Raw genomic sequence first — 18,614 nt, 5'->3', positions numbered from 1 at the left:
TGGGCAGTCAGGGGATCGAACCCTGGACCCACGGATTAAGAGTCCGTTGCTCTGCCAGCTGAGCTAACTGCCCTTATAAAATTGTAATTACATGTTGTTTAGGACGCTTAGAAACAATTTCAATTGCGCCAAGTGCTTCTAGTTCTTCAATGGCTGCCTTAGTCTTTGTCATTGGATAACGGCGATTACTCTTCTTCAAAGTTTCAATAATATCATTATCTTTAATTCCTAAATCTAACTGGTTAGTAAATAGCTTTGATTGTGCAAGAAGATATAGAACATTACAATACAAACTATCAGACGTTGCAGCTAATTGATGATGGTGTTCATTGACCCACTGACTAATAATTTCATTGGCTTTATCAAGCTTTTCACGAGATTGACTCAAAATCTTAATTACTTTTTCTTGCTGACTAACAAGTATCATTAATAATTTTTGAATAAAAAATGTTAAATCAGCTCTATTTTCCGCACTATCGGCATCCTTAAATACCTTATAGTATTGCTGAACATTATTATGAATTGCAGTAGCCACAGAAAAGCCAGTAAAGCGATCAAATTTGTTAGCAATATATGACGACAAAAGATAACGCCCCATTCGACCGTTACCATCAAGAAATGGATGGGTATTTTCAAAGAAAAAGTGAGTTACAAGGGCTTTATATATTGAAGGAGTATCATCATTATTCATATATTCAATTAAAGCTGTAAGGGCAACCTTGATTGCAGTTTCCGTGGTTGGTGGTCGATGAACTGTTTTAATGCCATCCCCGATCGAAAGCACTTCGCTATTAGGAAGCTTATCACGAAATATTTTTCCATTGGGCAGTCGATCTTCATTAAGTTCGCCTTTTAACAATTAACAAGGAATCATAGATTTTTCTATAGCCTTGAAGAACATTGATTTCAACTTTTTTCCTAATTGTGTGCGCTGGTACATTTTTATAGTTGAACCAAGCCTTTTCTTTGATATATGATCATTACCATTTATTGGGTGGTTATTTTCCTGAATAACAGTACTAATTTCAACACGACTCGTTTTTACACCTTCAATATCATTAGTGTAGAAAATTTCAGAGAGTAATAATGAATTCAAAAATTGATTAATCGCAACTTGGGGAAGCGTTACAGAGATATCCTTAATCATATTAGAATTACGCCTAAGCTGATCCGCCAGGTTTTGAATTTCCGGTAATGGAAGATAGAAAATTGGATATTTACTTGTCTGTGCACCATCGCGATAGTTAAGAAGAGGAAACAGAGTTGTCTTCTGGCTTGTATATCCGTTCAGTCGACTCTGATATTCACTTTCAATTGCTGCCGGGTCATTCGTCTTATCTTCAATAAAATACTTATATTTAGATAATGGTATGTATTTCATTTACTTATCTTCTGCTATTAGTTCTTTTCGTGCTTGGCGTAAACTCATTTCTTGTTCTGGCGAAACCTCGGGATAAGCTAATGGCAAACTATTAATCTTCTTTGTCAAAATATCAGATACAATTAAACGCGAATACCACTTATCATCAGCCGGAATAACATACCATGGATTTTCCTTTGTGGCGGTAGCATTAATCGCCTTTTCATATGCCTTTTGGTAATCGTCCCAATATTGACGTTCGCGAATATCAGCTGCAGAAAACTTCCAATTCTTTTCTGGTGTATCAATCCGTGCTAAGAAACGCTTCTTCTGTTCTTCCTTTGATACATGGAGGAAGAATTTTACAATTAAGTAACCGTTCCGCGTTAGATAACTTTCGTACTGACGAATATCTTCATAACGACTATCAAAGAATTTATTATTAACATCATGAACAGACTCAATCCCTGGAATATTAGATTGCAAAATTAAAGCAGGGTGAACGCGTGAAACAAGAACGTCCTCATAATAAGATCGATTGAAAACACCAATATCACCACGCATTGGCAATTCACGATTGATTCTCCAGAGATAATCATGACGTAATTCGCGGCCTGTTGGTTGTTTAAAATTGGCCACCTTAAACCCAACTGGATTTACGCCCGCAAAAATATGCGAAATCATACTATCTTTTCCTGCCGCGTCCATTGCTTGAAATACTACTAAAACACCATAATGACGCCGCGCATACATCATCTTTTGCGCATTCTTGATTGACTTTACATTTTTCTTGATCTTCTTTTTAATCTTCTTAAGATCATCAGCAGAATCTTTTACCTTAGTTGGTGCCGTCTTAATATCAAAGTCTTTTCCTGTGTAACGATATTTCTTGGTTTTCATCTAGTTCACAGCTCCATTATTTATAATATTCTTTTCTGTTGGCTGGTATTTACTATGTTTTAATTTACCAATTTGGTGCTCTCGACCATCATTAACAATAAATTCATCAACAGCACCACAATGCTCACAAACTACCACAATTTGATACCGTTGCGAGTCATCATTATTCGTATCCATCCAATTTCTTTCCGCAATTACTAACGGCTGTTCATGGCACTGATAACAAGAAATCCCTAGTTTACATTCTTCCCTAAAAGGATCTCCTGTTTTTCCTACCATTCCATAACGGTCTTCACCATGGACATTATCAAAATTATTGTAAAACATTTAATATTCAACTGCTTTTGCACGTTTTATCTTAATAACAAAGACTACTATTATTTCCATTACAAAAATTGAAATCGCACAAATAATAAAGAGGATATGATAAGAGGTCGCTTCAATCATCAATCCACCAAATAGCGGACCAATTGCCTTTCCTAAAGAAGAAAATGCGTTCAGAATTCCCTGATACTTTCCCTTAACAGCAACCGGTGAAAGGCTGTTTACAATGGCAGGCATTGTTGGCAGAGCAGTGGCTTCACCGATTGTCAGAATGACCATTGCCGCAACAAACCAGCTATATGAGTGAGCGTAAAGTAATAAGACAAATGAGAAACCAATTGTAAACATCCCAATAAATACTTGCGCATATGGCCGATTAACCCAGCGATTAAGCCAAGTAATTCCTAATTGGAAAACAACAATTAAAATCCCATTTAATGTCCACAAAAGACTATATTTTGTCATCGAGATTCCTTGATCAGTCATGAAAACTGATAGGTTACTTGCCCATTGTTCATACATTGTCCAGATTACAACTAAGGCAATGAAGAAGATCCAGTTAATCCATAAGTTAGCTTGAGGTATCTTAATATTAACTGTCTTGTTCTCTTCTTCAGCTTCCATATCTTCGGTCTTTGCAACTGTTTGTTGACTATCCTTAAAGAAAAAGATAACAACAAGTGAGAACATTGTATAAAGGATTGTGGTAATCAAAAACATTGGTGAAACATTGCCATCTGCATACTGATAAAGCGGGCCGACAATAGTAGTTCCAATCACCATTCCCAAGTTATTGGCAAAATACAACATATTAAAAACATAACGACCATCTCGACCTGAACGAGTCGCAAAAGAATTAACCATTGTAATGATCCAGCCATTAAAGAATCCAATAACTGTTAAAAGAATTCCATATATCGGCCAGCCATTGAAGAAAATCATAATAACCATTACGATTGTCGCTAGCAGTGTCCCGCCAATCATTAATTTCCGCGGGTTAGCTCGGTCAAATAGCATTCCGCTAATATAACTTCCGACAACATTTGCTCCTGAATAAAAGAGTAAAACGATTCCCGATACAGTTAATGACTCATGCAACTGATCGTGAATATAAATTGTTGTTAATGGCCAGACAAAACTATTCCCAATACTTCCAAGGAACATTCCGAATAAAAGCCATTTTAATTCTACGCCTTGACGGTTCATTTAATTATTATCTTCAGGGATATAGGAAATCGAAGTGAACTTATTATAAGACTTTGCAAATAATAATTTAACTGTCCCCCGCGGACCACTACGATTCTTTTCAATGATGACTTCAACTTCACTAGCATTTGATCCATCGTCATCCTGATTATTTCCCGGGTTATTATTATCTTCCGAATCTTCATCGTGCTCATAATAGTCATCACGATAAAGGAAACTAACAATATCTGCATCCTGTTCAATCGATCCAGATTCACGAATATCAGATAAAACCGGGCGCTTGTCTTGTCGCTGTTCAACTCCCCGCGACAACTGTGATAGGGCAATAACTGGAACTTCTAATTCCTTTGCCAGTTTCTTTAGTTGTCGAGAAATTTCTGAAACTTCTTGTTGCCGGTTATCAGGATTACTCCCTTCAATCAACTGAAGGTAATCAATTACGATCAATCCTAAGTTGCCTTTTTCCTTTGCTAAGCGCCGACAACGTGCCCGAATTTCTGCTACCTTGATTCCTGGTGTATCGTCAATATAGATACTAGCGTTACTCAAGGCACCAGTTGCAATAAATAAACTTTGCCATTCATCCTGCGTAAGCTGTCCGGTCCGTAAGTGGTTAGCGTTAATATTTCCTTCAGCACAAAGCATCCGGTTTGCTAAAGACTCCGCACCCATTTCAAGACTGAAAATTGCGACCGTATTATCGGTTCTAGTTGCAACGTTTTGAGCAATATTCAAAACAAAGGCAGTCTTCCCAACAGCAGGTCGTGCCGCAATAATCACCAACTCATCTTTATGCAGACCAGTCGTCATCTCATCTAATTGAGCATATCCAGTTGAAAGTCCAGTAATCTCTGAATCTTGACTAGAGAGCTCACTGACATGGTTAATTGACTCTTGTAAAACGTCACTAATACTTTTAAAACCAGTTTGACGACTATTTTCCGAAACTGACATAATTTCTTGCTCAGCCCGGTCAAGTTGATCTTCAATTTTGTCATTTCCAGCATAACTATCATTGATAATTTTGGTTGCAGTATTGATCAACCGTCGTGAAATCGCCTTATCATGAACAATTTTTGAGTAATAGACAACGTTAGCAGCCGTCGGAACCGCTGTTGCAAGTTCAGCAATATAAGCAACTCCACCAATATTTTCCGTTTGATTATCCTGATCAAGGACATTTTTCATCGTTAACGGATCGATTGGCTGGTCCGCATCATTTAGTTGGACCATCTTTTCAAAAATAATTTGGTGAGCCTTCCGATAAAAATCTTGCGGCTCAAGATATTCCATCGCATCAGCCAACGCGTTTTTACTTAAAAAAGCAGCTCCAAGAACTGCTTTTTCTGCTTCAATATCGCGTGGCTCTTCTTGCACTGGTGCATTATCCATTTACTTTTCAGCAATGTGAACACGAATTTGAGCTTCGACTTCTGGATGAAGTTTAATTGGCACATTTACGTAGCCAAGCGCCTTAATTGGAGCCGCCAGCTCAATCTTTCGCTTATCAATTTTAAGGTCAAATTGTTTTTGTAAAGCAGTTGCAATTTGTTTTGTTGAAATTGAACCAAACATCCGGCCATCTGTACCGGCTTTTCCACTTAATTCAACAACTGTATTATCATCTTCAAGAATCTTCTTCATCCGCTTGGCATCAGCTAATTCTTCAGCAGCATGTTTTTCTTCAGCACGTTGTTGACCCTTTAGTTGGCTCATCGCCGCCTTAGTAGCTTGTTTTGCTAATCCACGCTTAATTAAGTAGTTTTGAGCATAGCCATCTGGAACTTCCTTAATTTGACCACGTTGACCACGGCCTCGTACATCTTGTGTAAAAATAACTTTCATTCACTCCTCTGTATCGTCTTGCTCTTTATCAGGTTTAGTTAGAATATCAACTAACTCTTGCTTGACCTGTGTAATATCTTTATCACTGATTTGTGTAGCAGCATTTGCAAGGTGACCGCCACCACCCATTTTTTCCATGATTACCTGGACGTTGACATTTCCCATTGAGCGTGCTGAAATTCCGATCTTGTTATCAGCACGTTCAAAAATTACAAATGAAGCTTCAATCCCACTCATTTGGAGCAACATATCAGCAGCCTGGGCAGCCGTGACAGGATCATAAACCTGTCCCTCTTCACCCGTACATAATGCTATTTTATCATTTATTTCCGCTCTTGAAATCAAATGATTACGCATCATGAAGGTTTCTGGATTTTCTTTCATAAATGATTGAATCATTAAACCATCGGCACCAGCAGAACGCAAGTAACTAGCTGCATCAAAAGTTCGCGTACCAGCACTCTTGGTGAATGATTTTGTATCAACCTGAATCCCTGTTAGCATTGCCGTTGCTTCAAGCTTGTTAAGTCCTTTTCCTTCACGTGGTTGGTACTCAAACATTTCCGTAATTAACTCACAAGTTGATGAAGCATATGGTTCGATATAAACAAGCAATGGATTTTCAGGAAAGTCCTCGCCGCGACGGTGGTGGTCAATGATAACAAGTCTGTTTTGCATTTTATCATATAATTCAGGAGCAATGGTAATTCCCCGCTTAGCATGGTCAACCATTACTAACAAACTGTTATTTGTCGCTTTTTCTAACGCTTCGACTGGTGAAATAATATGGTCCTTAATCGTCTGGTAATTATCAATCTCATGCATCAAACGTTGAATATCAGAGTGTGGATGTTCATCATCAATCACAATCCAACATTCTTTACCGTTCATTTCCGCAATCCGTCGAATCCCCAAACAGGCACCGACTGAATCCATATCTGGATTGGTGTGGCCCATCACAAATAATTGGTCTGATTGAGCCATTAATTCTTGTAATGCTTGACTAATCATCCGTGCTCGTACCCGGGTTCGTTTCTCCATCGGGTTGGTCTTTCCACCATAGAAACGTGCCTCCTGATCTTGAGCCCGAACAACAACTTGGTCTCCACCACGACCTAACGCGAGGTCAAGGTTATTTTGTGCTGTATCAGCAAGCTTTATCAGATCATTTTCGCCATAAGCAATTCCTACGCTAAGAGTAACTGGCGAATTTTGCTTGGATGTATTTTCACGGATAACATCAAGAATCTTGAATTTTTGTTTTTCAAGTTCTTTTAATGAAGCTTGATGTCCAATAATCAAGTAGTTATCATCATCAATGATCTTCATCAATAAGTGATTAGCAACTGCCCAATCGCTTATTTGTGAAGTTACGTAATTATGAAGATTAGAGACATCAGAATCACTCATTCCTTGAATCAGCTCATCATAGTTATCTAGGTAAATATTACCAATGAAGATTTGTTCATCCTTATATTGTGCACTAATCTGTTCATATTTTGTAATATCTAATAAATAAACTACCTGTCCGTGATGCTGAACCAAAAATTCAAATTGATGGTCACGCCATGTCACTACTTGTGTTTGCTTATCATCTGCATGATCTTTTATTAATTCCGCTAATTTTACATCAACATCTGCAATCGGCTTCCCTACAACAATTTCAAGATTAAAATAACGCGCCATATATGGATTAATCCATTCAACCTCATGACGCTTATTTAACATAATCATTCCCATGGGCATTTCCAGTAATGCTTCTTGTTGCCCACGTTGGACTTTATACGTTAATTCATTTAAATATTCATGAGCATCGACTAATAATTTTCTTAACCGCCGAATACTAATAGCTCCACCAATAACTGCGATTACTAAAACAATTAGTCCAATAATCCAGTTATCCATAAACCCTAAAATAAGCCCAATGATTGTTAAAAGCACTATATAGCAGACATTCCAGCGGACGGCTGGGTGTTCAAAATAAAACTCCCAGTTCTCACGACTGAAAATTTTTCGCATCTATAATAGGTGTTGAGCCACAAGTGAATCGGTTACTAATACATTTGCATATTTTCCAGCTAAGGCCGCTTTGATTGCTTTTAACTTATTCATTCCACCAGCGATAAGAACTGATTCCCGAGCTTGTTTTAGATCATCTAAAGCAATAGCAACTGTGCGATCATTTAACTGGTCATCAACGATTTTCCCGCGTTCATCAATAAAGCGAGAAACAAGGTCCCCGGCTGCTTTCTCTTGCAAGGTTTTAATTTGCTGATCATTAAAATAACCTAGTTCAAATAGCGTTGCATCTTGTTCCGTCGTTTCTACCGTAAAAAGTGCCACGCTTGTCCGCTTACCAGTATCTAAAATCTCGTTAATAAATTTATCTTTTATCACCATCTCTTTAATTTGCTTATTTTCAAAAATTAAAGGAAGCGGAAGAATCTGCGCCTGGGTATGGTAGCATTTATTAAAACATTTAGTAACCTCTACAACATAATTATTATGAGTAGAGTTCGCCACTGTTCCTTTAAAATAGACCACCTGAACATTTTTACGGTCATTTGGTATCAATTGACGTGCTACGCTGACCAGTGTCCTTCCCCAACTAACACCAATAACATCATTATCCTTAACTTTTTTATCAAGGTAACGAGCCGTGGCCTTACCTAAAGATGATAAAATTTCAGCCGTTTCATTGCTTTCTGGAGTACTAATAATGACATCCTTTAGTTGATACTTTTCTTTTAATTGGTGCTGCAGATCTTCAATATTGCTAAGGGGATCATTTATTGAAATTTTGACAATATTTTTCTCGCGTGCAAATTGAAGTAATCGAGAAATTGTTGGTCGCGATAAATTTAGTTTTTTTCCGATTTCTGCTTGGGTAACGCCATCTAAATAGTAAAGTTTACTAACCTGGACGGCCTGTTTAATTTGTTGCTTACTATCCACCTATTCTTTACCAATAACTTGCATACTATGGCTAACGCCCAACTTTGTAGCTCCAGCATTAATCATTGCTTCTGCTTCTTCGGTTGTATGAATACCACCAGAAGCCTTTACTTCAGTGGGAGTTTCTTTAGTAGCTGCTGACATTAATTCAGCATCATGAACTGCTGCTCCACGGGTTGAGAAACCTGTTGATGTTTTTACAAAGTCAGCACCTGCATCAGCAACAATCTTAGATGCCTTAGTGATTTCATCATCAGTTAGCAAAGCTGTTTCAATAATTACCTTTGCAACCTTATTGGCATTATGAGCAACTTTAACAACTGTCTTAATATCATCAGCTACTTTAGCATAATTTTTGCCTTTCATTTCGCCAATATTCATAACCATTTACTCAGTTTCAAAAACTTTTGTTGCAGTTGTAGTGGCTCCAAGAGGAAAACCAATAACAGTTGCTGTTACTACATCAGTTTCTTCTAATGCTTTATGAGTTTTAGCAACCCAGTATGGATTAATCATAACAGTATGAAAATGATTATCAATTGCTTGCTTAATAACTTTTTCTACTTGTGCTTCTGTTGCTTCGGGACTTAGTAAAGTATGATCAATATATTTATTTAGTTTCATCTAGTCTTCTGCAACGAATGGCAAAAGACCCATGATCCGTGCACGCTTGATAGCGATAGTTAACTTACGTTGGTTTTTAGCACTGGTACCAGTAACCCGACGTGGTAAGATCTTACCACGTTCAGAAATGAACCGACGTAATAAATCAGTGTCTTTGTAATCGATGTATTCGATGTGGTTTGCGGCGATGAAGTCGACCTTACGACGACGACGTCCGCCCCGACGTTGTTGTGCCATTTAGAATGGTAATTCGTCATCAGCTAAATCAATGGATTGACCACCATCATCACTACTTCCAGGGAACTGGTTGCCAGCATTTTGATTGGGATCGAAACCATTGTCCATACTTGGTGACGGATTACTTTGAGGAGCATTATTTCCAGGTTGTGGTTGACTGCCATATTGTGGAGCCTGAGCACCAAACGATTGTTGGGTATTGTTAAATGGCTGTTGAACGCCTGATTGGTTCATACCACCATTTTGACGAGGTTCTAACAATGCAAAGTTATCTACAACAACTTCGGTAACATATACACGGTTACCCTGTTGGTTTTCATAATTCCGGGTTTGAATACGCCCTTCAATTCCAACAAGTGAACCCTTATGCGTAAAGTTACTAAAGTTTTCAGCGGATTTACGCCAAATAACGCAATTGATAAAGTCAGCATCACGATCACCATTTTGGTTTCGGAATTGCCGATCAACAGCTAACGTAAATGAAACAACAGCCGTCCCGCTGGTTGTGTACCGCAACTCGGGATCTCTTGTTAAACGCCCAGTTAAGACTGCACGATTAAGCATTTAAGCATCAAGCTTAACAATCATGTGACGTAGGATATCATCACTGAACTTAGCTAAACGATCAAATTCGTTTAAAGCTTGGTCTGAATCAGTAGTTAAGTTTACCACGTGGTAAGTACCTTCAGTGTACTTAGCGATTGGGTAAGCAAAACGACGAGTTGACCAATCCTTTGAGTCAGCGATAGTTGCACCATTGTCCGCCAAGATCTTGTCGAATCGGTCTACCAATTCGCTCTTTGCAGATTCTTCGATATCAGGACGAATGATGTAAGTAATTTCATATTTGCGTGTTTCCATTTAATTTTCTTCTTGTGAGGAATTATTAGTTACTTCTTCAGTCTCCTCATCGACTTCTTTATCCACCTTTGCAATCGTAGCAACACGGGCACCATTATCCATCTTAATTAAGTGAACACCAACCGCAGATCGTCCAGTTTGCGATACACTTTCAATGCCAAAACGAATAATTACTCCCTGGTCGGTCACTAACATGATATCTTCATCACCATTGACAGTCGTTAAACCAACCAGCGGGCCATTCTTTACAGTAACATTAACTGTCTTAACTCCTAATCCGCCCCGGCCTTTGATTGGGTATTCAGAAGCAGGAGTTTGCTTTCCAAAACCATTTTCACTAATTACAAGTACCTTGCTATCAGAATTAAGAGGGGCAGCGCCAATTACGTAGTCTTCATCTCGTAAACGAATCCCACGAACTCCAGCCGCGCTTCGCCCCATTGACCGAACAACTGATGATTTAAAGCTAAGAGCATATCCATTATGAGTACCAATAATCATTGGCTGATCTTCACTAATAACTTCTACATCAATCAATTCATCGTTTTCATGGAGATTAAGCGCCTTTAATCCATTACTTCGAATATTCTTAAACTCTGTTACTGCTGTCCGTTTAACTGTTCCTAGCTTAGTAATAAAGAAGAGGTATTTATCATCATCGTTAGTTTCATGTGAAACATTGATAACAGCGCTAATCTTCTCTTTATTATTAATTCCAAGCAGGTTAATAATTGGAATTCCCTGCGCAGCCCGACCATATTCAGGAACTTCATACCCTTTCATTGAGTATACTTTTCCTGAATTAGTAAAGAAGAGCAACATATCATGAGTTGAGCTAGAAATTAGTTGTTCAATAAAATCATCTTTATGAACTCCCATTCCCTTAACACCACGACCCCCACGATGCTGAGACTTAAATTCATCAACTGGAAGACGTTTAATGTATCCATTGTGGGTCAAGGCAACGATAATATCTTCTTCTTCAATTAAGTCTTCATCTTCAATATTGGTAATATCACCAACTTGAAGTTCAGTCCGCCGTTCATCTCCAAAACGTTTTTGAATTTCCATCAATTCGTCATAAATGATTTGATTGATCCGTTCACGATGAGCAAGAATATCCTTGTAATCAGCAATTGCTGCCATTAATTTTTGGTATTCATCCTCTATCTTTTCCCGTTCTAGACCGGTCAACCGAACTAACCGCATATCGAGGATAGCTTGAGCCTGTCGATCTGATAAACCATAATTATTCATCAACTCATTTTTCGCTACTTCACTTGTTTGTGAATTACGAATAATATTAATTATCTCATCAATATGGTCTAAAGCGATCCGCAATCCGGCAACAATGTGCGCACGATTCTGGGCTTTCTTTAATTCAAATTCCGTTCGCCGCCGTACAACTGATTCCTGGTGTTCCAGATAATATTGCAAGATTTGTTTCAAGCTTAAAATCTTTGGAGCCCCATTAACAATTGCTAGCATATTGAAGTTAAAAGTTGTTTGCATCAAGGTCATCTTGTAAAGATTATTCAAGATAACTTCAGCACTGGCATCACGACGAACATCAATTACGATTCGCATTCCGTCACGGTCAGTTTCATCGTTAACATCAGTAATTCCATCAATATCTTTATTCCGAGCTAATTCAGCAATTCGTTCAATTAACTTTGCCTTATTAACCATGTATGGAATTTCGTGAACAATGATCCGTTGCTTACCATTCTTCTGTTCTTCAATATCAACTTTTGCTCGAACAATAATAGTTCCCCGACCGGTTTCATAAGCTTTACGAATACCGGACTTACCCATTACTACTCCACCAGTTGGAAAGTCGGGACCAGGAATAGCCTTCATTAGTCCTTCCGTTGTAATATCAGGGTTATTCATTAACATATGCAGGCCATTAATAACCTCACCTAAATTATGGGTTGGAATATTAGTAGCCATCCCCACGGCAATCCCTGAGGCACCGTTAACTAATAAATTAGGAAAACGAGCTGGTAATACATCCGGTTCTTTTTCAGTACCATCATAGTTATCATGGAAATCAACGGTATTTTTATTGATATCCCGAAGCATTTCAACTGCAATTTTGCTCATCTTTGCTTCGGTATAACGCATGGCGGCCGCTCCATCACCATCAACTGACCCGAAGTTACCGTGACCATCAACAAGCATGTAACGATAACTAAAGTCTTGAGCCATCCGCACAAGTCCTTCATAAATTGAAGAGTCACCATGTGGGTGGAACTTACCCATTACATCCCCGACAATCCGGGCTGACTTCTTGTAAGGCTTATCGGGAGTAACCCCTAATTCATTCATTCCATATAGAATCCGGCGTTGTACCGGTTTTAATCCATCACGGACGTCTGGAAGCGCACGTGAAACAATAACACTCATTGCATAATCCAAGAATGAGTTTTTCATCTGACTCGTAAGATTTACATCCGTGATCCGATTAGGCATATCTTGTTCAGCCAATTACAGGTCAAGGTTTTCAACGAACTTAGCATTTTGCTCAATAAAGTCGCGCCGTGGTCCGACCTTGGTTCCCATTAGCATTGGGAAAATCTTATCAGCCTGTTCTGCGTCGTCTAGTTTTACTCGTAATAGGTGCCGATTTTCTGGGTCCATTGTTGTTTCCCATAATTGCTCAGCATCCATTTCACCTAGCCCTTTGTAACGTTGAATAACTGGCTTAGGACTTGGCTGCAGTGAGCTTACAACCTGCTCTAGTTCTTCATCAGAGTCAATGTATTTTACAAATTTACCTTGCCGAACTTGATATAGCGGCGGTTGGGCAATATAAACATACCCATGCGTAATCATTGGTTTCATAAAGCGGTAGAACAAGGTTAACAGTAATGTCCGAATGTGGGCACCATCGACATCCGCATCAGTCATGATAATCAATTTATGGTAATTAGCCTTTGTAATATCAAAGTCATCTCCAAAACCTGTTCCAAGAGCGGTAAATAGAGAACGAATTTCGTCATTAGCTAGAACTCGATCAAGGGTTGCTTTTTCAACATTCAAGATCTTTCCTCGAATTGGAAGGATTGCCTGGGTGAGTCGCGAACGTCCCTGCTTTGCTGATCCACCGGCAGAATCCCCTTCGACAATAAATAATTCTGAAATTTCAGGATCCTTACTCGTGTTATCAGCTAACTTACCTGGCAAATTGCTAATTTCAAGACCACTCTTTTTACGAGTAACTTCCCGTGCCCGTTTAGCAGCCACTCTTGCTTTGGAAGCGAGTTGACCTTTTTCAATAATTTGCCGCGCTTCGTCTGGGTGTTCTAATAAGAACCGGTTAAATGTTGCCGCAAAGACATGGTCAGTCGCTGTTCGTGCATCTGAATTTCCTAACTTAGTCTTAGTCTGTCCCTCGAATTGCGGATCAGGGTGCTTAATGGAGACAACAGCAGTTAAACCTTCCCGTACGTCATCTCCTGATAAGGTCTCATTCGACTTTAAAATACCTGCTTTGTGGCCGTAGTCATTAATAACGCGTGTAAGAGCCATCTTAAATCCGGTCTCATGAGTTCCACCTTCATAAGTATGAATATTGTTAGTAAAAGTTAGTAAGTTGCTACGATATGAATCTGTATATTGTAAGGAAACTTCAACAGTAATATCATTTTCTTTACCTTCCACGTAAATTGGTGGATCAAATAAAACATTTTGATCTTCATTAAGGTATTCAACATAATGACGAATACCACCTTCATAATGGAATTCTTTCCGTTCATGATCTATTTCTCGTAAGTCTTCGATCGTGATTTTAAGTCCCTTATTTAAGAAAGCTAACTCTCTTAAACGATCAGTTAAAGTTTTAATATTGTAAGTCGTTGTTTCACGGAAAATTTCTGGATCCGGCTTAAAGTGAACGGTTGTACCATGCTCAGTTTCTGGAAGTCCTTCTTCAATTACCTTCATTGCAGACTTAACATGACCATGATCAAAATCCATGTAGTAACGTTTACCTTGACGAGCAACTTTAACATCTAATTCAGTAGATAAGGCATTTACAACAGAAGCCCCTACCCCGTGAAGACCTCCAGAAACCTTATATCCGCCGCCGCCAAATTTTCCTCCGGCGTGCAGAACAGTAAAGACCGTTTCTAAGGCTGACTTTCCAGTTTCTTTTTGCGTATCAACTGGAATTCCACGACCATTATCCTTAACAGTAATACTGTTATCTGGATTAACTACAACATTAATTTCATCACAGAATCCTGCTAAGGCTTCATCAATTCCGTTATCGACAATTTCCCAAACAAGGTGATGAAGTCCCTGGGCTGAAGTGGAACCAATGTACATTCCGGGACGCTTTCGAACTGCATCCAATCCCTTTAAAACCTGAATTTGACTAGCATCGTATTCGCTAGCCAATTCCATCTTGGTTTCTTTTTGTTGTTCGTTGCTCACTCACTTTACTTCCTCCTTATTCAAAGTGCCGTGCTCAATTTCAAAAATCGTGGGTTCATTAATTAGCTGGCGAGCAACATCACTCAAACTAGTTGTCGTCAAAAATGTTTGAACTTTATTCTGAATGGCTGTTAACAGGTGTGTTTGTCGAATTGTATCTAGTTCCGATAACACATCGTCCAATAATAATAATGGATACTCGCCTGTTTGCTCTTTCATCAAATCAATCTCTGCTAGCTTTACTGATAGTGCTGTCGTTCGCTGTTGTCCTTGCGATCCAAAAGCCTGTACATTTTTATCATTTACCAGAAAGCGGATATCATCACGATGGGGGCCGTAAATTGTTGTCCCCTGCTCAATTTCACGCTGTTCGTTGTCTTGATATAATTTAAAAAGGGCCTGATAAGCCTCTTCAGCAGTAGTCTCATCATTAACCTTTAATTGATTAACGTATTCAAGCTGTAATGATTCCTTATTCAGTGAAATCTCTTGATGTAAATCAGCTGCCCATCCTTCAAGGTGCTTTAAAAAATGTTGACGGGCAATAATTACTTCCGCACCAAAAGCAGCAAGCTGATCAGATAGGACTCCTAAAAGGACGCGATCAGTTTGTTGCTTATATTTTAGTTGCTTTAAATATTTGTTTTTTTGTCGTAAGAGTGTGCGGTATTGGCCTGCATTGTAGAGATACTTGCTACTCATCTGGCTAAATTCTCGATCCATAAAGTGGCGCCGTAAAGCTGGGGACCCTTTTACCAACGACAAGTCCTCAGGAGCAAATAATATTGCATTTAGTTGACCAACATACTGTGATAATCGCGCTTGTTCTAAATGATTTACCTTTGCCTTTTTTCCTTTACTTGAGAATTGTAATTCAAGTGGAATCTTGCCAATACTTTTCTCTACTGTGCCACTTATTAGAGCTGATTTTTCTTGCCAATTAATAAGTTCATGGTCATTACTTGTTCGATGACTCTTGGTCAGGGAAAGAACATAGATTGCCTCTAGCATATTCGTTTTACCCTGTGCATTATGACCAATTAAAACGTTCACTCCAGGGTTGAAGTGAACGGTTAGATCCTGATAATTTCGAAAGTGATGTAAATGCAATTCCGTCAGAATCATCTACTTACTCTTAATAACAAGTAATTGGTGGTCAGGAATTTGAATCTTATCTTCGGGATATAATTTGCGTCCTCGCCGATCATCTGGCTCATCATTTACTAATACAGTATTTTCTTTTAGAAACCATTTAGCTGCTCCGCCAGTAGGAATAATCCCCTCTTCTTTGAGTAACTGGCCGAGTGTAATAAATGGACTATCAATCAACACTGACTTTTCTTCCATTTAGAATGTCCGTACTGGTGTAATTAAGTGGACAAAGTTTTCTTGATCTTCTGTTGGCACCAAGGTAAATGGTCGCAATGGTGAAGTAAATGAAATCTTGATCGTTGCCTGACCAAAAGAACGCAAAGCATCTTTCATGTAGTTAGGATTGAACGAGATTTCAAGATCATTACCATCAAGAGCAGACGTGACTACCTTTTCTTCAACGGTACCGATATCTGGAGAATCACCACTAATTCGGACAAGACTTTCTGATGGCTTTAGACTTAACTTAACCACATCATTACGGCTTTCATGAGATAAAAGCGAAGCACGCTCAATTGATGATAGAAATGTCCCAGCTTCTAGTTCAACTGTTGTATCAGCAGTTTGTGGAATTAACTGGCTTGTTTCAGGATAGTTCCCTTCTAGTAATCGCGAATAGAAATGAGTATTACCAAAAATAAACAATACTTGATTTTCGGTTACTTGCATTTGTACATCTTCATGGACATCGCTAATCATTCCAGAAAGTTCTTCCATGCTCTTTCCAGGAATAATCACATCAAAATCTATGCTGTTATCGATGTTTTCGAGGACCACTTTCCGTTGTGCAAGTCGATGACTATCTGTTGCAACAGCTGTTAGGACGCCATCTTTTAACGTCATATGCACCCCGGCAAGGATTGGGCGACTTTCTTGCTTAGATACCGCAATAACAGTTTGACGAATTACTTCTTTAAGGATGTCGTTAGGAAGGGTTACTGATTTGTTAGTTTCAATTTCTGGTAAATGAGGAAAGTTTTCAGCATCTTGGCCATTAATTTGAAACTTAGCTGAACCGGAAGTAATATCTGCTTGAAAACCACTTGTAACTTCAATAGTTACTTTTTTGTCTGGCAGCTTTTTAACAATATCACTGAAGAAGCGGGCTGGTAATACAATAGCGCCAGTGGCTTCAATTGTTAAATCGTTCTCAGCATCATTAGCATTAATAACACTTTCAATAGTGATGTCAGAATTGCTACCAGTTAACACAATGTTGTCTTCGTTTATGACCATCTTTAATCCAGTAAGAATTGGAATTGTGGTTTTAGATGAAATGGCACGTAAGACATTATTTAGTTGACTAATGAATGCAGATCGGTTAATTGTAAAATTCATTTATGATCGTAGTTTAGCTTTTAATTTTGTAATATCGTTTTGTAAGTCAGTATCCTTTTTTAGTTCTGCCTCGATTTTATCGATAGCATGTAAAACGGTGGTATGGTCTTTGCCGCCGAATTCGTTGCCGATTTTTGGCAACGAGGAATCGGTGAGTTCTCGAGAAAGATACATAGCGATTTGGCGAGGCATAACAATTTGTTTAACTCGCTTTTTACCAAGGATATCTCCTTGAGTTATATTATAAAAATCAGCGACTTGTTTTTGAATTGTAGCGATTGATATTTCGTTTTTGGCTATGCGGTGAAGTCCCTTTAATGCTTGAGATGCTAAGCTTGGCGTGATTCGCTCACCGCTTAAATTAGCAAATGCTTGAACCTTTGTTAAGGCTCCTTCTAGTTCACGAATGTTTGTATCGATTTGGCCAGCGATATAATTAAGGGTGTCGTTTCCAATATCAATATGATCTTCCTCAACTTTACTCCGCAAGATGGCAATTCTCGTCTCTAAGTCAGGAGGAGTAATTTCGACAGTAAGTCCCCATCTGAAACGTGATACAAGCCGGTCTTGCAGTTCGGGAATCTCATTTGGAATCCGATCAGATGTCATAACAATTTGTTTTTTGCGATCATGAAGGGCATTAAAAGTATTGAAAAATTCTAGCTGTGTTCCCTCTTTGTTGGCTAAAAATTGAATATCATCAATTAATAGGAGATCAAGGTTACGATATTCTTCTCTTAATTGTTCAGTCGTATTATTACGAATAGCATTAATATAATCGTTGGTAAAATCCTCACTCGTCACATATTTGACACGCGAATTTGGATTAACTTGAAGCATATGGTTACCGATCGCTTCCATTAAGTGGGTTTTTCCTAAACCAACCCCCCCATAAATAAAGAGCGGGTTGTAAAGGCTGCCCGGACTTTCGGCAACGGCAAATGCTGCAGCGTGTGCCATTTTATTTCCTTCTCCAACAACGAATGTTCCAAAGTTGTAATGAGGATTAAGAGGAGTGTCCATCTCAAAAGAAGGAGTTGGATCATCTTCTGTTTTTTTATTTGTATAGGTAAATTCTCCCTCTAAAATATAATGCGGCTCAATATTACGTCCCAATTCATGTTGAGCGAATTCTTTAAGCTGTGTATTTAAATTTTTGCGCCAAAAATCGCGGTGCACCGGAGTGGGCACCTCGATTTCCAGTTGATTTTGAGAGAGAGAAATTGCTTTTGCCGGAGCAATCAAAGTGTCAAAGGTAACCGGAGTGGTATCCTGACGAAATGAATTTTGGATCGCTTCCCACAGAGAATCGAGCTCAGTCAATCAAACATACTTTGGTAGTATAACACACTTACCGAAATTAATAAACGGC

18 protein-coding genes, 1 tRNA gene and 1 pseudogene are annotated in these 18,614 nt (G+C 38.7%); all 20 read right to left on the bottom strand.

Annotated features, from left to right (window positions below; genetic code table 11):
- The 20 genes and pseudogenes from HHK02_RS08095 to dnaA all read right to left on the bottom strand — a co-directional run bounded on the left by HHK02_RS08095 (position 1) and on the right by dnaA (position 18,565).
- Positions 1-73: transfer RNA gene (locus HHK02_RS08095), tRNA-Lys, on the bottom strand.
- Positions 74-859, bottom strand: a complete 786-nt coding sequence (locus HHK02_RS12660; protein ID WP_225434015.1) for a Fic family protein — start codon at positions 857-859, stop codon at positions 74-76.
- Positions 860-1,381: a hypothetical protein gene (locus HHK02_RS12655; RefSeq protein WP_231124826.1), complete on the bottom strand. Its 522-nt coding sequence runs from the start codon at positions 1,379-1,381 to the stop codon at positions 860-862.
- Positions 1,382-2,260: a PPK2 family polyphosphate kinase gene (locus HHK02_RS08085; protein WP_029507518.1), complete on the bottom strand. Its 879-nt coding sequence runs from the start codon at positions 2,258-2,260 to the stop codon at positions 1,382-1,384.
- Positions 2,261-2,587: a hypothetical protein gene (locus HHK02_RS08080; protein WP_003670217.1), complete on the bottom strand. Its 327-nt coding sequence runs from the start codon at positions 2,585-2,587 to the stop codon at positions 2,261-2,263.
- Complete coding sequence (locus HHK02_RS08075; RefSeq protein ID WP_181462277.1) at positions 2,588-3,790, bottom strand: MDR family MFS transporter; 1,203 nt, start codon at positions 3,788-3,790, stop codon at positions 2,588-2,590. It abuts the gene before it with no gap.
- Positions 3,791-5,182, bottom strand: a complete 1,392-nt coding sequence (gene dnaB, locus HHK02_RS08070; RefSeq protein WP_003670215.1) for a replicative DNA helicase — start codon at positions 5,180-5,182, stop codon at positions 3,791-3,793.
- Positions 5,183-5,635: a 50S ribosomal protein L9 gene (gene rplI / locus HHK02_RS08065; RefSeq protein WP_003665243.1), complete on the bottom strand. Its 453-nt coding sequence runs from the start codon at positions 5,633-5,635 to the stop codon at positions 5,183-5,185.
- Positions 5,636-7,654 (bottom strand): DHH family phosphoesterase, encoded by a 2,019-nt coding sequence (locus HHK02_RS08060; RefSeq protein ID WP_181462276.1) that lies wholly within the window; start codon positions 7,652-7,654, stop codon positions 5,636-5,638.
- The gene (locus tag HHK02_RS08055; protein ID WP_181462275.1) at positions 7,655-8,590 is read right to left on the bottom strand and encodes a sugar-binding transcriptional regulator; all 936 of its coding nucleotides are present in this window, start codon (positions 8,588-8,590) and stop codon (positions 7,655-7,657) included.
- Positions 8,591-9,214 (bottom strand): annotated as a pseudogene (gene deoC, locus HHK02_RS08050) (deoxyribose-phosphate aldolase).
- Entirely contained in the window at positions 9,215-9,451 is a 237-nt protein-coding gene (gene rpsR / locus HHK02_RS08045) for a 30S ribosomal protein S18 (protein WP_003665240.1), read from the bottom strand.
- Complete coding sequence (ssb, locus tag HHK02_RS08040; RefSeq protein ID WP_181462274.1) at positions 9,452-10,015, bottom strand: single-stranded DNA-binding protein; 564 nt, start codon at positions 10,013-10,015, stop codon at positions 9,452-9,454. It lies immediately after the preceding gene.
- The gene (gene rpsF / locus HHK02_RS08035; protein ID WP_003665235.1) at positions 10,016-10,312 is read right to left on the bottom strand and encodes a 30S ribosomal protein S6; all 297 of its coding nucleotides are present in this window, start codon (positions 10,310-10,312) and stop codon (positions 10,016-10,018) included. It lies immediately after the preceding gene.
- Positions 10,313-12,802 (bottom strand): DNA gyrase subunit A, encoded by a 2,490-nt coding sequence (gyrA, locus tag HHK02_RS08030; protein ID WP_181462273.1) that lies wholly within the window; start codon positions 12,800-12,802, stop codon positions 10,313-10,315.
- On the bottom strand, positions 12,803-14,722 hold the full coding sequence (gene gyrB, locus HHK02_RS08025) for a DNA topoisomerase (ATP-hydrolyzing) subunit B (protein WP_035159728.1): 1,920 nt from the start codon (positions 14,720-14,722) through the stop codon (positions 12,803-12,805).
- A gap of 30 nt (positions 14,723-14,752) precedes the next feature.
- Positions 14,753-15,877: a DNA replication/repair protein RecF gene (gene recF / locus HHK02_RS08020; RefSeq protein WP_078009491.1), complete on the bottom strand. Its 1,125-nt coding sequence runs from the start codon at positions 15,875-15,877 to the stop codon at positions 14,753-14,755.
- Positions 15,878-16,099: a S4 domain-containing protein YaaA gene (gene yaaA, locus HHK02_RS08015; protein WP_003665230.1), complete on the bottom strand. Its 222-nt coding sequence runs from the start codon at positions 16,097-16,099 to the stop codon at positions 15,878-15,880. It abuts the gene before it with no gap.
- The gene (gene dnaN / locus HHK02_RS08010) at positions 16,100-17,242 is read right to left on the bottom strand and encodes a DNA polymerase III subunit beta (protein ID WP_078009492.1); all 1,143 of its coding nucleotides are present in this window, start codon (positions 17,240-17,242) and stop codon (positions 16,100-16,102) included. It abuts the gene before it with no gap.
- Positions 17,243-18,565, bottom strand: coding sequence for a chromosomal replication initiator protein DnaA (gene dnaA, locus HHK02_RS08005; protein ID WP_078009493.1), 1,323 nt, complete (start codon positions 18,563-18,565; stop codon positions 17,243-17,245).
- Between the last annotated feature and the right edge of the window lie 49 nt (positions 18,566-18,614).

This window comes from Limosilactobacillus reuteri (assembly GCF_013694365.1).
Classification (GTDB): Bacteria; Bacillota; Bacilli; order Lactobacillales; family Lactobacillaceae; genus Limosilactobacillus; species Limosilactobacillus reuteri_E.
The sequence above is the reverse complement of the archived record's forward strand: the minus strand, read 5'-3'. Positions and strand labels throughout refer to the sequence as shown.

Coding starts and splice junctions, on each gene's coding strand:
- yaaA (WP_003665230.1), bottom strand. CDS start 16,099: ATGGAAGAAAAGTCAGTGTTGATTGATAGTCCATTTATTACACTCGGC.
- gyrB (WP_035159728.1), bottom strand. CDS start 14,722: ATGGAATTGGCTAGCGAATACGATGCTAGTCAAATTCAGGTTTTAAAG.
- dnaB (WP_003670215.1), bottom strand. CDS start 5,182: ATGGATAATGCACCAGTGCAAGAAGAGCCACGCGATATTGAAGCAGAA.
- rpsF (WP_003665235.1), bottom strand. CDS start 10,312: ATGGAAACACGCAAATATGAAATTACTTACATCATTCGTCCTGATATC.
- dnaN (WP_078009492.1), bottom strand. CDS start 17,242: ATGAATTTTACAATTAACCGATCTGCATTCATTAGTCAACTAAATAAT.
- ssb (WP_181462274.1), bottom strand. CDS start 10,015: ATGCTTAATCGTGCAGTCTTAACTGGGCGTTTAACAAGAGATCCCGAG.
- HHK02_RS08060 (WP_181462276.1), bottom strand. CDS start 7,654: ATGCGAAAAATTTTCAGTCGTGAGAACTGGGAGTTTTATTTTGAACAC.
- HHK02_RS12655 (WP_231124826.1), bottom strand. CDS start 1,381: ATGAAATACATACCATTATCTAAATATAAGTATTTTATTGAAGATAAG.
- HHK02_RS08075 (WP_181462277.1), bottom strand. CDS start 3,790: ATGAACCGTCAAGGCGTAGAATTAAAATGGCTTTTATTCGGAATGTTC.
- recF (WP_078009491.1), bottom strand. CDS start 15,877: ATGATTCTGACGGAATTGCATTTACATCACTTTCGAAATTATCAGGAT.
- rpsR (WP_003665240.1), bottom strand. CDS start 9,451: ATGGCACAACAACGTCGGGGCGGACGTCGTCGTCGTAAGGTCGACTTC.
- HHK02_RS08085 (WP_029507518.1), bottom strand. CDS start 2,260: ATGAAAACCAAGAAATATCGTTACACAGGAAAAGACTTTGATATTAAG.
- HHK02_RS08080 (WP_003670217.1), bottom strand. CDS start 2,587: ATGTTTTACAATAATTTTGATAATGTCCATGGTGAAGACCGTTATGGA.
- rplI (WP_003665243.1), bottom strand. CDS start 5,635: ATGAAAGTTATTTTTACACAAGATGTACGAGGCCGTGGTCAACGTGGT.